General features: G+C 30.7%; 13 protein-coding genes and 1 pseudogene. 2 read left to right on the forward strand and 12 right to left on the reverse strand.

All coding sequences use genetic code 11. The features are described 5' to 3' along the window. The 7 genes from HLB29_RS04435 to HLB29_RS04465 all read right to left on the reverse strand — a co-directional run. Positions 1 to 2523: Cna B-type domain-containing protein (locus HLB29_RS04435; RefSeq protein WP_185623946.1), on the reverse strand; the 2523-nt coding region annotated here is incomplete at its 3' end. A gap of 466 nt (positions 2524 to 2989) precedes the next feature. Next, the gene (locus HLB29_RS04440; protein WP_330604400.1) at positions 2990 to 4081 is read right to left on the reverse strand and encodes an ABC transporter substrate-binding protein; all 1092 of its coding nucleotides are present in this window, start codon (positions 4079 to 4081) and stop codon (positions 2990 to 2992) included. Positions 4082 to 4090: 9 nt separating this feature from the next. After that, positions 4091 to 4786, reverse strand: coding sequence for an ABC transporter permease (locus HLB29_RS04445; RefSeq protein WP_408635109.1), 696 nt, complete (start codon positions 4784 to 4786; stop codon positions 4091 to 4093). A gap of 103 nt (positions 4787 to 4889) precedes the next feature. Next, a complete protein-coding gene (locus HLB29_RS04450; RefSeq protein ID WP_185623948.1) occupies positions 4890 to 5765 on the reverse strand; it encodes an ABC transporter permease in 876 nt (291 codons plus the stop codon). Positions 5766 to 5767: 2 nt separating this feature from the next. Further along, on the reverse strand, positions 5768 to 6811 hold the full coding sequence (potA, locus tag HLB29_RS04455; protein ID WP_185623949.1) for a spermidine/putrescine ABC transporter ATP-binding protein: 1044 nt from the start codon (positions 6809 to 6811) through the stop codon (positions 5768 to 5770). 24 nt (positions 6812 to 6835) lie between these two features. Then, positions 6836 to 7375 (reverse strand): helix-turn-helix domain-containing protein, encoded by a 540-nt coding sequence (locus HLB29_RS04460; RefSeq protein ID WP_185623950.1) that lies wholly within the window; start codon positions 7373 to 7375, stop codon positions 6836 to 6838. Positions 7376 to 7642: 267 nt separating this feature from the next. Then, the gene (locus tag HLB29_RS04465) at positions 7643 to 9070 is read right to left on the reverse strand and encodes a cell wall-binding repeat-containing protein (protein ID WP_185623951.1); all 1428 of its coding nucleotides are present in this window, start codon (positions 9068 to 9070) and stop codon (positions 7643 to 7645) included. Between the two features lie 175 nt (positions 9071 to 9245). Here HLB29_RS04465 and HLB29_RS04470 point away from each other — a divergent pair, with 175 nt between their 5' ends. Both HLB29_RS04470 and HLB29_RS04475 read left to right on the forward strand, forming a co-directional pair. Further along, positions 9246 to 10022 (forward strand): threonine/serine exporter family protein, encoded by a 777-nt coding sequence (locus tag HLB29_RS04470; RefSeq protein WP_243155082.1) that lies wholly within the window; start codon positions 9246 to 9248, stop codon positions 10020 to 10022. Between the two features lies 1 nt (position 10023). Continuing rightward, positions 10024 to 10773 carry a threonine/serine exporter family protein gene (locus HLB29_RS04475; protein ID WP_185623952.1) on the forward strand — a complete coding sequence of 250 codons (750 nt, stop codon included), beginning with the start codon at positions 10024 to 10026 and terminating at the stop codon, positions 10771 to 10773. A gap of 200 nt (positions 10774 to 10973) precedes the next feature. On the opposite strand, the gene HLB29_RS04480 is transcribed toward HLB29_RS04475, so the two are convergent. The 5 genes and pseudogenes from HLB29_RS04480 to aspS form a co-directional block, all read right to left on the reverse strand. Further along, positions 10974 to 11345: a diacylglycerol/lipid kinase family protein gene (locus tag HLB29_RS04480; RefSeq protein ID WP_330604416.1), complete on the reverse strand. Its 372-nt coding sequence runs from the start codon at positions 11343 to 11345 to the stop codon at positions 10974 to 10976. Between the two features lie 43 nt (positions 11346 to 11388). Further along, positions 11389 to 11667: a diacylglycerol kinase family protein gene (locus HLB29_RS04485; protein WP_185623954.1), complete on the reverse strand. Its 279-nt coding sequence runs from the start codon at positions 11665 to 11667 to the stop codon at positions 11389 to 11391. Positions 11668 to 11862: 195 nt separating this feature from the next. Further along, on the reverse strand, positions 11863 to 12837 hold the full coding sequence (pta, locus tag HLB29_RS04490) for a phosphate acetyltransferase (protein ID WP_185623955.1): 975 nt from the start codon (positions 12835 to 12837) through the stop codon (positions 11863 to 11865). A gap of 17 nt (positions 12838 to 12854) precedes the next feature. Further along, a pseudogene (locus HLB29_RS04495) lies at positions 12855 to 13226 on the reverse strand (SoxR reducing system RseC family protein); the annotation flags it as partial. 192 nt (positions 13227 to 13418) lie between these two features. Further along, on the reverse strand, positions 13419 to 15206 hold the full coding sequence (gene aspS, locus HLB29_RS04500; RefSeq protein ID WP_185623956.1) for an aspartate--tRNA ligase: 1788 nt from the start codon (positions 15204 to 15206) through the stop codon (positions 13419 to 13421). Between the last annotated feature and the right edge of the window lie 12 nt (positions 15207 to 15218).

The raw sequence follows: 15218 nt of genomic DNA on the forward strand, positions 1-15218 counted from the left end.
CCGAATACTTGTCTTTTCAGGTGTATATAAGTTTTTGACATTATAACCATCTACTTCTGTAGAATATCCTTCTACTTTTTCTTCTGTAATAATATAAGCAATTTCCTGTCCATTTTCATATTTTGGTAAATTATTCCATGACCATTTCCATTCGCCATTTGGACCTGCCGTCACTGTTTTAGTATCTACTTTAACTGCTTCTGCATTTCCAGCCTTCTTCATCAAATTAATCTTAATTTCTGTTGGTCTTTTTCCATCTTGGTCATTATTATCCTCCCAAGTTTTTGAACCTTCTACAGATATCTTGTCAATTTCTCTTGTATTTGTTACTGTAAATCCATTTTCAGCTGTTCCTGTAATAGCACTTGTATAACCACTGCCTACTGTTTCTTCTTTAACAGTGTATTTTATCTTCTTTCCTGCCTTGTATTCATCAAGGTCCGTAAAACTTCCTGTCCAGTTATTTATCTTTGTCAAAGTTAGTGTCTTTCCAGGTACTTCCTGTTCATCTGCCAATAACTTGATTGTTACACTGTTTGGTCGTTTTCCGTCTTGATCATTATTGTCTTCCCAAGCCTTTGTAACCCGAATACTTATCTTCCCTGGTGTATATGAATTCTTGACATTATAACCATTTACTTCCGTAGAGTAGCCTTCTACTTTTTCTTCCGCAATAGTATAAATAATTTTTTGTCCGTTTTCATATTCTGGTAAATCATTCCATGACCATTTCCATTCGCCATTTGAATCTGCTGTTACTGTTTTAGTATCCACTTCAACTGCTACTGCATTTCCAACACTCTTCATTAATTTAATCTTAATTTCTGTTGGTCTTTTTCCATCTTGGTCATTATTATCCTCCCAAGTTTTTTTACCTTCTACTTTTATATTATTATTTTTATAGGTATTCGTAACAGTAAAACCTCCTACATGAGTACCTTCAATTTTAGACTCCCAGTTCGTATTTTCAGTCCATGGCTTACCTTCACTATCAATCTCTATTACTTCATATTTAATTTCTTTTCCCTGTTCATTATACTTAGGTACTTTCCATGTTATATCTTCTGTACCTTCTACTTTTTTCTTAGTATCATTTAGTAATTTATCATCGGCTTTTAAACAAAAATATAAATCTTTTTTATCTCCACCATAACCATTATCTTCCCATACTTTTCTTGCTTTTACGGTTATATTTTTTGTATTTTTTGCTGTCCAAAATAATGGCTCACCTGCGACTACCGTTACTTCTTGCTCCGTTTCATCAAGAATATACCCTTCAGGAGCTTTTATTTCTTTTATTTTATATTTTCCTTCTTCAAGCTTTTCAGAAACTGCTTCTCCTTGTCCATCTGTTTTCAATATAAAAGTTGAGTTATCTTTTACCTTTGTAATTAGAAATTCAGCATTAGGTAATTTAATTTCCATATTATCTTCATCGACTTTAAAAATTTTAATTTTTTGAGTTAAATCACCTTGTCCGCCACCACCGGCTTGTGCATTCTTAAACGATGATTGTTTTATTACATTTTCCTCAATACTTTGAAATATAGCTTCATTTCTTAACAAAAGTTGTGGAATATAAGTAGATTTATATTCCATAATATATTGTCTGCCATTTGTATCACCGAATTTTTCACTAAATTTAAAAGTAAACCTTGTGTTATTATTAGAAAATTCCAAAAAATCTTTTAACTCTTCATATGTGAATGTTTGGTGGATATGTGTTGGATTTCCATATACATCAATATCAGCATATTTTAACACAAAAGAATCTGGAATGTAATGAATTTCAGGTGGTAAATTCCCTGAGTTTACAAAAAGTCTATCTGATATAATTAAATTTTTAAAATTACCTTTCTTGTGATTAATACGCAAAACCCATGTTGCTTGTTCATTATTTCCTGGAACTTTTTGTCCCCATTTAGTGAATGTTTCATTATTAACAGTAGGTCTCTTTCCTATATTAATATTAATAGATGTCTGAACTCCTCCAATTTCTACTATAATTGTATTACTTCCACCTGCATTAATATTATTATGAGCAAATCCTGCCTGTAGATACAAATTACCTTTTATATTTTCCTTATTTTCTACATAATTTGTAAATGTAACCGTTACAGTTCCCCCACCAGCTTCACCATTGGAATTAACATGTGCATTAGCAATAACAGTCTGATTATCCGGGGCATAAAGCGGGAAATCTACTGTTGGTCCCTCTGTTGGAAATTTAAACTGATTAGGTAGTTTAACAATAAAGTAATCACCTTCTTTTAGCTGATTTCCATATATGCTTGCATCCCAATCCATCTCCAGACGATATTGATTCCAATAACCATATTCTTGATTAGGTGGTACAGCACTACCATCTTGATTTTTAATTTCAAATTTAGTTATTTTTGTTTGAACACGGTCAACCCCTGTTCCCTCTGCAGATAACCTGTTACTTTCAAATAATACACCAAAAAACATTACACAAGCTAAAAAAAGTGAAAATGCCTTTTGAATATTTTTACTTTTTTTCATTTAAATATTACCTCCTATAATTTTTTTTACTTTTTTTCACATTATTCTTTTAATCAATTGTAAATATTATATAATTTCATTTTTCTTTCTATAATATATTTAGGACAAATCAAGATATTCATTTACATTCCCCCCTCCTTATAAATGAATACTATTCATTTTATAAAAAATTATAATAAATTATAATAAATTTTCTTAATATCAAACTGAATAAAAGTCTTTATTTATTATATTATACCAAATTACGCCATCAAAAGTCTATGTTATTTATAATTTGTTTAATTTAATTATATAGTATTAAAATTGATATGATGTAAAAAATAAAAAAAAGAGAGAAATCCCTCCATATTTGAATTAATTTCGAATCAAATACTAAAGATACTCTCTATTTTTTTATAGTACACAAATAATTTTCAAATCCATTAACTATATATTTATACTTAATTGTTTTATGAAATATTTACAATTAATAACTTTTCAATTCTATCCACGCTCTATCGTACTTTTTAATTTCAGGTCCTAAATCTAAAAAGGCCTCACATTTTTCAAGTATTTTTTTATCTGGATATAGACTTTTATCATTTTTCATCTCATCAGGTAATAATTCCCTGCCTTTTGATATTGGAGTTGAATATCCTATGTATTCAGTATTTCTTGCATTTATTTTTGGTTCACAGAGAAAATTAATAAACTCTTCTGCCCAATCCTGATTATCTGATGTCTTAGGTATACACATTGCATCTACCCATTCATTACTACCTTCTTTAGGTATAACATATGTAAGGCTATCATTTTCCGATATTATACCGGGCACATCTCCGGAGTAAAAAATGCCAATTAAAGCTTCGTTTCCAACCATCCTATCCTTACCATCATCATTTACATACGCCAAAATCAATTCTTTTTGCTTAATAAGAAGTTGCTTGGCTTCGTCTATTTCTTTTTGGTTAGTTGTATTCATGCTATACCCTAATTTTTTTAAGGCAACACCCATAGTATCTCTAACTGAATCAAACATCAAAATATTTCTCTTATATTTTGGATTCCATAATACATCCCAAGAATCAATTTTTTCCTTGATAACATCTTTATTATACACTATACCTAAAGTCCCCCACATATATGGAACTGAATATTCATTTGTAGAATCATACTTTGGATTGGAGAATTCTTTATCAATATACTTATAATTAGGTATATTGTTATAATTAATTTTTTTCAAAAGTCCTTCAGAACTCATTTTTTGAACCATGTAATCTGATGGAAAAATTAAATCATATTTTGTACTGCCGCTTTTTACTTTTTGATACATCATTTCATTCGTATCGTAAGTCGAATATTGTACTTTAATACCCGTTTTTTCTTCAAATTCATCTATTAGATCTTCGTCTATATAATCTCCTACATTATAAACATTTAAAACTTTTGAAGAATCCTTGCCCGCCCCACATCCTGTTATAATTATAGATGAAGTCACCATGGCAAATATAATAGAGGCAATTTTTATTCTAAAGAGAATGCAATTATTGATTTTTCTTAATATATTGCTATTGTTCATAATTACCTCCTATCCTTCCAATTCTTCTCGATTAGTGTTATTTTTTATTATAGAATCTTTTCTATTAGCCAATATCAATAATATTAATACTGTTGTAAACATCAATGTTGATAAAGCATTTATTTCAGGTTTTATCCCTCTTCTAGCCATTCCGTATATTTCTATTGACAGGTTACTAACTCCATTTCCAGTATTAAAAAACGATATTACAAAATCATCTATTGACATTGTAAATGCCATCAAAAATCCAGATATAATCCCCGGCTTAATCTGTGGTATTACAACTTTTCTAATTGCATACCAAGGAGTTGCACCAAGGTCAAGCGCCGCTTCTTCTGCATTAGCCGGAAGTTGTCTTAATTTCGGCAATACCGAAAGAATTACATAAGGAACACAAAACATAATATGCGCAATCAACATAGTTCTAAATCCAAAATCCATCTGAAAAAATGCAAATAGACTCATTATAGCTATCCCCGTTACAATTTCAGTATTAAGAACAGGAAGATAATTTATATTTAAAAGAACTTTTTTTCTTTTACCTCTCATTTTATAAATGCCTATCGCCGTTATTGTACCAAAAATTGTAGATACTATAGAAGCTATTATGGCTATAGTCACAGTGTAATAAAGTGCACTCAATATTGTCTCATTTCTAAAAAGTTCACTATACCAATGTAATGTAAAACCTGTTATATGACCCATAGATTTAGATTTATTGAAAGAGAAAATCATAAGTGCAGCAATAGGAGCATACAAAAATATAAAAATTATTACTAAATATATATTTTGAAAAAATTTACTTCCTCTACGCTTTAATATTGTAATCTCCTCCTTCCTCTCCATCCTTATCCATTTTATTCATAATCGCCATTGATATTAATATAATAATCATCATAACTATTGAAAGTGCAGAACCAAAGTTCCAATCTCCAACAGTTGTAAATTGTTGTTCTATTAAATCACCAACCAACATTGTTTTTCCGCCCCCTAATAATCTGGAAATCGCAAAAGTCGTAACACAAGGCATAAATACCATTGTGATACCACTCATCACACCTGGCATACTCAACGGAAAAATAATCTTTATAAATACAGTAAAACTATTAGCTCCCAAATCTTTTGCAGCATTTACAAGATCATCATCAATTTTTTGAAGTGTGGTATAAATTGGCAATACCATAAATGGCAAAAAATTATATATCATCCCTAGTAAAACTGCCGAACTTGTATATAATATGGAATTTGGATATATACCAAATATGTTTAAAAAACTATTTAGTAATCCGTTTTTTCCCAATATAGCTATCCATGCATAAGTTCTAAGTAGAAAATTCATCCACATCGGTAAAATAAATAGTAATATTAATTTTCCACCTCTTCCGACATCCATTCTTGATATTATATAAGCTACCGGATATCCAAGAAGTATACATGCAATAGTTGCAGCTCCTGATAAAATAAATGATCTAACAAAAACTTTAAAAAACAGCGGATCAAACACATCTCTATAATTACTTAAAGTTATAGAGATATTGCCATCATCATTCGTTTGAGTAATACTATAAAATACCACTAAAATAAGGGGTATCACTATAAAAATTATCGACCATATTGCATATGGATATGCTAGTCTGGCTTGCATCTTATCGACATCAGTATTTTTTATCCTCAATTTTTTCATTACTATGCCTCCCTTTTATGCATAATATGAATATCTTCTGGATTAAATGACATTCCCAATTCACTACCTACCGGAGCAGTTTTAGTATTTTGAAGAAGCCACATACGTCCATTTTCTTCGACTTCAATTTCATAATGAACTCCTTTAAATGTAGATGTTCTTACAATCCCTCTTAACATCCCGTCTTCAGCTTTTACCATTTGTATGTCCTCCGGTCTGATAACAACATCAATTTTTTCATGCTTTTCAAACCCTTTATCAACACATATAAATCTTTTACCACAAAATTCAACATCAAAATCGTCATGCATGATTCCATCTACAATATTACTTTCCCCTATAAAGTTTGCAACAAAGGCGTTTTCCGGTTCATTATAAATATCCACAGGTGACCCTATCTGCTGAATAACACCCTTATGTAAAACTACTATTGTATCACTCATACTTAATGCTTCTTCTTGATCATGAGTTACAAATATAAATGTAATTCCCAGCTTTTTCTGAATCTTTTTTAATTCAATTTGCATCTCTTGACGTAATTTTAAATCAAGAGCACCTAAAGGTTCATCCAGTAATAATACTTTTGGTTCATTAACTAAAGCTCTCGCTATTGCAACTCTTTGCTGTTGTCCACCGGATAATGATCTAATAGTTCTTTTTTCAAACCCTGATAAAGATACCAGCGCTAGCATAGACTTAACTTTCTCATCTATGGCTTCTTTATCCATTTTTTTTATCTTTAGGCCAAAAGCTATATTTTCATATACATTCATATGTGGAAATAAAGCATACTTTTGAAATACCGTATTTATATTCCTTTGATATGCAGGAACATTATTAACCTTATATCCTCCAAAATATACATCACCTACGTCCGCAAATTCAAATCCGGCAATTATCCTTAATAATGTAGTTTTCCCACATCCACTCGGTCCTAAAAGTGTTAAAAATTCATTTTCATTTACTGTCAAATTAAAATTATCCAGCACAGTATGATCGTCAAATGACTTCGATACATTTACAAGTTCTATAATTTTATCGCTCAATAGTTCCACCTCTTTACAACATACTTAGAATGAAGGAGGACAACTTACCCATAACACCTCGGCGGGAGTCTTACCCTCATTCGTCAAATAATGATTTTCTTTTGGTTTATAATAAAAACTTTCCCCTTTTCTTACCTTTAACTTTTTGTTCCCCATATATAGACATATCGTGCCTTTTATGACATATCCAAATTCTTCTCCTTCATGAGGTTTTTCTTCCTTATATCTTCCACCGGGATTAATATTAATGATGACAGGTTCCATATCATTTTTTTGAGAATTTGGAACTAGCCATTTAAATGTATAACCTAAATCGAAATCCTCAACTTCAAACATATCATCTTTCTTAAAAGCTATTTTTTCATTCACTTCATCTGCGAAAAACTCCCGGAGATTTGTACCTAATATCTCCAATATATCAATTAAAGTAGCAATTGATGGTGATGTGAGATTATTTTCTAATTGTGATATAAACCCCTTCGAAAGCTCACAGCGATTTGCCAATTCTTCTTGGGTGAGCTGTTTTTCTGTTCTTAGTCTTTTAATTTTTTCTCCTATATCCATAATAAGTACACTACAAGTGTTTCCCCTTTCTTATATATTATTTTATAGTTTATATATTTTTATTGTTTACTTTTGGTTTACCATAAGTTTATTATTTCTAAACAAATACTATTATATCCTCATATTCAAAAAAATTCAATATTTAATTTCATATATTTTAAAAAAGGCGATGAATCCTAGTGAATACACTATTTCCATCGCCCAATTAAATATTATTCTTTTTTTTAAAATCTCATTAAATTTACATATACAAAACTAAAGGTTTATTTAAAGTATACCTTTTGCTATAGTACTATAGCCACCAATTATGTAGTTTTGATGATTTTTTACAATATCACTCATATAATCCGGTATTTTCTTCTCTCCTATAAGAAGTAAATTCTTTCCATTTCCATTCATCAAATTAATAGAACTAAGAGCATCTGCAAATATTTTTCCATTAGCAAGTACATTTTCATCATATTTTATAAGCTTAGCAACTTGATAAGATGTCATCATTCTGTCTTTTCCGTATACTCTGTATACTTTTTTATTTCTCATAATATCCTCTATATGCTTCTCCAATATATTGCTAACCGAACTTTTTCCGCCTACTATATACACATCATTATATTTATCTAGATCCTTTGGTATATCTCTGAACTTCTCAACCAATAATATTGGTGAATTCAATTTCTTAGCCAAAGGTGTCGCCGACAAAGCATCCGCAAAATCTCTACCGTCCGTAATGATAACATGTTTACTGTTTCCAAGTTCACTTAATAACATCCTCGAAGTATCATATCTATCACTACCCGAAATTCTTCTCAATGACAAATTGCTAATTTGACTATCAACTGCAGGAACAACAGATTTTTTCCCACCTACTATTATCGCCTTTTTTATACTGTAATCCTTTATCAGTTTTAATGCTTCCTCACTCAAACCTCTTTTCCCCGAAAAAAGTACGGGATAACCATTTTTCATGGATACAGGTCCAGCTGCAAGTGCATCCGCAAAATTTTCTCCTGAAACAATTATCACAGTATCAGTACTACCAACTACATAACTTCTTCTAATTGACTCTATATTTGTCTTATACCTATTACTCCCTGAAATTCTATTTTTTTCTAACTCATTATTATCTTCTTGAGTGTAAACAGAATCGATAACGAACGTTTTATGAATATCATTACCTGAATTATCTATAGATGGATAAGAAATACATATTCCAATATGATCTCCATTATTAAGATTTTTCTTATCAAATTTTATTGAAAAATCTCCATTTTCAGAACTAATACTAAACTTAGGATCGCTAATTAAAATATCCTTGCTAAGTTTTACTCTTCCTGATTCATAATTTTCTTTAGCCAATCTATAAAGGGCCACTCCAACTCCCTTAGATAATTTTCCATTTATGGCATCCATCTTACTATCGATATTCTCAGGAATACTTATAGTAGTTTTTAAATCTTTTTCTATAACTTCCTTGACATTTTCAAATTTTTGAATAAATATTTCATTATTCTCAGGTATATTTTCTCTAGGTATACTTGAAGAAATATCTTCATACTTAACGAAATTTTCATCTAATATTTCTTCTGTCTCAAAATCAACTTCATCTGCATATGCTGTTCTTCCTGACACACCTAAGGAAGATAATATACTAAGCATTATTGTAGCAGAGAGAATTAAAGAAACTTTCCTTTTCATTTTGCATCCTCCAATCCCGGATATCAAATCCTAATAAATACAATTAAATTTAATTGTATTTTTATATTATACCACCATATACCTAAATTTAATCTTAAATTACTCTCCATGGTATACTTTTATGTCTATTTGATGTATACTAGGAATTGTTGAATAATCGAAAGGAGGAAATAAATTGGCTAACAAACTTGAAGATAAACAATACAAAATGGAAACCATAAAATTAGCTCTTTTTCTTGGAGAATTACTAATAAAAAATGGAGCTGAAACTTATAGAGTAGAAGACAGTGTGCTTAGAATATGTAAATCAAGAGGATATAATCATATAAATTGTTTTACAACTCCTACTGTCATAATCATTTCAGATGATAAATTTGATGGATTATGTTTTATGAAGACAATTAATACCCGCGGAATGAATCTAAATAAAATTTCCATGCTTAATAGTTTTTCAAGGGAATTTGTAAACAAAATAGACCCGGATATTTCTGAAGAAATTCAGGAGCTTCATAAAATAGATAATATGAAAACATATCCATCTTGGTTTTATCTACTTGGAACAGGTCTTGGCTCTGCTAGCTTTGCTGCAATGCTAGGTGGTAATCAGTTAAATACATATGTGTTAACTGTACTTACTTCGATTATAGCCACTTATGTATATGATAAAACGATAAAATACAGCTCAATAGTAATGTTTTCTACTTTACTTTCCTCTGTAATAATAACAGCTTTAGGTGTTTTGTTGCACAATATTGGTTTAATTCCCCAACCATCTGCACTTATAGTAGGTTCAATTATGCCTCTTTTACCAGGAGTATCTTTTATTAAATCAATGAGAGACCTGATTTCCGGAAACCTTGTTGCTGGTACTTCTAGAATTTTCGAGGTATTTATAATTATAACGGCAATTGCTTCTGGAGTTGCTTTAGTATTAGGAATAGGAGGTTTATAAAATGGAACATGTACCTTTATGGCAACATTTTATATTTGCATCCATTGCAACTTGTGGATTTGCTATATTTTTTAATATCCAACTTAAACTTCTATTTTATGATGGTATAGTTGGTGGTATCGGATGGATGGTATATTATTTACTATCTTTCAAATATGATAATCCATTTATATATTCGTTTGCAGCTGCTGCTGTTGTATCGATTTGTTCAGAACTTTTAGCCAGAAAGTTAAAACAACCGGCTATAATAATAGTAATTCCCGGAATACTTCCTCTAATACCGGGTATCGGATTATATAATACTCTTTACTATATAATGCAAAAAGAATATTTTGAAGCAGCAACTACCGGTACAAGAACATTTATTATAAGCGTTGGTATTGCACTTGGAATATTGGTTGTATCTTCTTTATCAAGAGTATTTAACCTTTATCAACTAAAAAAAGCTTTTATAAAAAATGATAGTTTAAAGTATGTTAATTGGGTAAATTATGGAAAAAATAGAACTTCTACCACTTTTATTTTAAATAGAAAAGAAATGAACGATAATTTGAATAGTATGAATATTGATGTTTCTTTAAAAGAAAGAGAAAACCTTGAAAAACTTGAAAGAAGCAATACAGAAGATTATGCAATAGATATAGATACTTCAATCGATACATCCACAAAAAAATCATCTGATAATGTAAAAATAGTCGAAGAAGATAAACAAGAAATCAAAGTGGATAAAAATAATCAAGAAAAAAAATGAAAACACTCATATAGATAAAAACCTCAATAAAACCGCAAAAATAATTATTTTTTTAAATATATTAGTTGTAAAACCGTACTATAATTTAATGTCGACCCCCAAAGTTAGATCTAAAAATCTGATGATTGGAGGTCGATATTTTTATTGAAAAATTTTCATATAGTAGAAAAAGTATAACAAGTTCTTAGTTTTTTCAAAATTTAATTCTTGACTTTTGGAACGATTATATCAATGGCATTATTTATTACCTCCATTTTTATTGGTAAAGAAAAACTTTCATCACCATCAATTCTTGTTTTTATTTTACCTTTATTTTTATATTGCTCTATCTCTAATACATTTGTTCTTAAATGTTCTACTTCTTCAACATCATCTAAATGTCCCAAAACAAATGCAGGCAAGTTTTTAATCATTTTTATAATGCTAGAATTTTTCAATATATAAATACTCATAGAACCATCATCCAATTCTGCACGAGGATCGAACGTTGTTACTCCACCTACAGAATTTGTCATTGTAACTAAAACAATTTTAGTATCGACTTTTATATTTCTGTGTTTTGTCTTTATAATAAATGATACATTTTATTCCTTTTAATAACTTTGAAGGCATATTTCAAAAAAACAAGTTTACCAAGTTTATTTTTTTCTTTAGTTGTAACGTATTTATTGTTCCGTCTCCACCTAAAGATACAACTATATCAGTTTTATTTTTTGATGCCTGATATGCCGTTTCATAACACTCCTCTATGGTTTTGGGCTTTAAGATTTGTATTTTTTGAGATTCGATTCCATTTCCTTCTAAATACTTTTTTATTTCTATTGATAAAAGATTTGATTTATTTTGACCGGCACTTCCATTACATACAATAACAATATTATCTATATTTTTCATAATTTACTCACCTACTTTTATTTTAATTATACTCCTAATTTCAGTAATTTGTTAACCCCTTTCTTATAAAGTTAAAATTATTATGAACAAAAAAAAACGACTATATAGTGCTTTTATCACTAGATTTTTACTAACCCTAGTTATCAAGACTATATAGCCGAATTTATTATATACTCATTTATATTAATCAATTTTTTACTTGCTTAAACTCTGACAAGCTGTAATTATGCTTAATTTATATACATCTTCTACGCTACAACCACGAGATAAATCAGTAATAGGTTTATTCAATCCCTGAAGTATCGGTCCTAATGCTTCATAACCACCCAGTCTCTGAGCAATTTTATAGCCTATATTTCCTGCTTCTAATGAAGGAAATACAAATACATTTGCATGCCCGGCAACTTTTGAGCCCGGTGCTTTCTGCTGACCGACAGATTCAACAATTGCGGCATCAAACTGTATTTCTCCTTCTATTGGAAGTTTTGGTGCAAGTTCTTTAGCCATTTTCGTTGCTTCTTCAACCTTTGTAGCCAGTTCATGTTTAGCAGATCCCTTAGTAGAAAAACTTAACATAGCCACTTTAGGGTCTATTCCAAAAATCTTAGCTGTTTTAGCACTTTCCACTGCAACACCTGCTAATCCTTCGGCATCCAACTCTATATTTATCGCACAATCTGAAAATATATATTTTTTATCATCCTTTATCATAACAAAAGCACCACTTGTTCTTGATACACCCGGCTTAGTTTTTATAATCTGTAATGCAGGTCTCACTGTGTCTCCAGTCGAATGAACGGCACCACTTACCATGCCATCTACTATACCCATGTATGTCAACATTGTTCCAAAATAATTTTCATCAAGCAAAATTTTTCTGGCTTCTTCTTCACTTACCTTACCTTTTCTTCTCTCCACAAATGAATTTACCATTTCATCAAATTCCGGATAATTATTAGGATCTAAAACTGCTATCCCTGTAATATCTATATTATTTTCATTCGCCACAGATTTTATAGCTTCCGGAGAACCGACTAAAATCGGAATTAATATCTCTTCTTTACTTAATCTAGAAGCTGCTTTAAGAATTCTAGGTTCTGTCCCTTCCGGTAAAACAATTCGTATTTCTTTACCCTTAATTTGCTTTTTTAATCCTGTGATTAAATCCATTCTTTTTCCTCCTAAAATTATTCTATTTTCTGATTTTCATCAGTATCTACCAAAATTCTAACAACTGTTGGCATGTATTTTCTGCTTTCTCTAAAAGCTTCATCTTTCGTTTTTATTATTAAATATGAAATTCCTGTAAATATTATACCTATAAAAAAGCTTATGATTTCCTGTCTTTTTCCACCTACTCCTAGATATTTCATAACATAATATGACCCAACAGCCCCTATAATCAATGCTATCAATGGAATTCCATAGACTATAAATATAGCTTTCATTACATTTATATGTTCCATAGAAACTTCTACAGATTGCCCTTCTTTAGCACCTATTCTGTTATCTACTTCAACCACTATATCCTGAGATTCACTTGTCTTCGAACCGAAGCATTTACCACAACTGGCTCATGCAGACTGTCTTTGCATCTTAAATAAAGCAGTATTTTTATCAATAACCTCTAAGATATACCCTCTCTGATCCATAATAATATCATCCTCATTCCAATTTATATTTCTAAAATTTTATAAGTTTTTATATTCTTATAACCTAACTGTAATCTATACTAAAATCATTTTATAAATCTATTCTTTTTCAGCTATATCCACTTTAATACTTAATTCTTCAAGCTGATTTTCTTCAGCAATTGAAGGTGCATTCGTCATTGGACATATGGCATTTTGATTTTTAGGAAAAGCTATTACTTCTCTGATATTCTCAGCACCTGCCAATAGCATAACAAGTCTATCTAGACCAAAGGCCAGTCCGCCATGAGGAGGAGTACCAAATTTAAATGCATCAATCAGGAATCCAAACTTATTATATGCTTCCTCATCTGTAAAACCAAGGGCTCTAAACATTTTTTCCTGAACTTGTGCATTTGAAATTCTTATTGAACCTCCACCTATTTCATATCCGTTCATAACTATATCATAGGCTTTGGCTCTTAATTTCAATTTATCTCCATCTTCTAATCTCTCCAAATCCTCGTCCATCGGAGAAGTAAATGGATGGTGTTTTGCCACAAATCTTCCGTTTTCTTCATCTTCTTCAAATATAGGGAACTCTGTGACCCACAATAAATTGAATTTATCAGGATCCGCTAAATTCAACTTATCTGCTACTGCTATTCTAACCTGGCCTAACGCATCATATACAACAGAATCTTTATCAGCAATAAATAATAATAAATCCCCTACTTTAGCTCCCATTGCTTTTTGGATGACATTTAATTCTTCCTCACTGAAGAATTTCGCAATTGGAGAATTAACTCCTTCTTCAGCAATTTTCATCCAAGCTAATCCCTTAGCTTTGTATGTCTTTGCATGATCTTCCAGATGCGAAATTCCTTTTCTTGTAAATTCATTTGCTCCACCAACTACATTTATTCCCCTTACTGAATATCCTTCTTTTGAACAATCTGCAAATACCTTGAATCCACAGTTTGCAACAACTTCAGTTAAATTCACAAATTCAAGACCATATCTTGTATCGGGTTTATCCGAACCATATCTACTCATAGCTTCTGCATAAGTCATCCTTGGAAATGGAACATCTATTTCTCTGTTTAATACTTGTTTAAAAACATCTTTAAGCATACCTTCCATAACACTCATTACATCATCTTCATCCACAAATGACATTTCACAATCTATCTGAGTAAATTCTGGTTGTCTGTCCGCTCTTAAATCTTCATCTCTAAAACACTTAACAATCTGAAAATATCTATCCATGCCACTAACCATCAATAATTGTTTATATAGCTGTGGAGACTGGGGAAGCGCATAAAATTTCCCCTCATTTACTCTTGATGGTACAAGATAATCTCTCGCTCCCTCCGGTGTAGGTTTTACTAAAAATGGAGTTTCAATTTCACAAAAGTCATTATTCGATAAATAATTTCTGACTACATTTGCAACTTTTGCTCTTAACATCAAATTTTTCTGCATTTTAGGTTTTCTTAAATCCAAATATCTGTATTTTAACCTTAGTGACTCACTTACTTCATCGTCATCTTTAATATATATCGGAGGTGTTTGAGATTCATTAAGCACCCTAAGTTCTTCGGCAAAAACTTCTATATCGCCCGTTGACATATTAGGATTTTTTGACTGCCTCTCAAATACCTTGCCTCTTACCGCAATTACATATTCACTTCCAAGTTTTTCGGCTTTTTCAAAAGCCTCCTTACTTATATCACTATCAAATACAACCTGAGCTATTCCGCCTCTATCTCTTAAATCAACGAATACTAGTCCACCAAGATTTCTCTTTTTTTGAACCCAACCCATCAATATTACTTCCTTACCTATTTCAGAAGTTCTTAAATCTCCTGCATAACAAGTTCTCTTCAACCCTTTAATATTATCCACTTTTTATCTCCT

Source organism: Peptostreptococcus canis, from assembly GCF_014229965.1.
GTDB lineage: Bacteria > Bacillota > Clostridia > Peptostreptococcales > Peptostreptococcaceae > Peptostreptococcus > Peptostreptococcus canis.

Excerpts from the sequence above, each read along its gene's own strand:
- HLB29_RS04440 (WP_330604400.1), bottom strand. The coding sequence starts at position 4,081 with ATGAACAATAGCAATATATTAAGAAAAATCAATAATTGCATTCTCTTT.
- HLB29_RS04445 (WP_408635109.1), bottom strand. The coding sequence starts at position 4,786 with ATGGGTCATATAACAGGTTTTACATTACATTGGTATAGTGAACTTTTT.
- HLB29_RS04450 (WP_185623948.1), bottom strand. The coding sequence starts at position 5,765 with ATGAAAAAATTGAGGATAAAAAATACTGATGTCGATAAGATGCAAGCC.
- HLB29_RS04460 (WP_185623950.1), bottom strand. The coding sequence starts at position 7,375 with ATGGATATAGGAGAAAAAATTAAAAGACTAAGAACAGAAAAACAGCTC.
- HLB29_RS04465 (WP_185623951.1), bottom strand. The coding sequence starts at position 9,070 with ATGAAAAGGAAAGTTTCTTTAATTCTCTCTGCTACAATAATGCTTAGT.
- HLB29_RS04475 (WP_185623952.1), top strand. The coding sequence starts at position 10,024 with ATGGAACATGTACCTTTATGGCAACATTTTATATTTGCATCCATTGCA.
- HLB29_RS04485 (WP_185623954.1), bottom strand. The coding sequence starts at position 11,667 with ATGAAAAATATAGATAATATTGTTATTGTATGTAATGGAAGTGCCGGT.
- pta (WP_185623955.1), bottom strand. The coding sequence starts at position 12,837 with ATGGATTTAATCACAGGATTAAAAAAGCAAATTAAGGGTAAAGAAATA.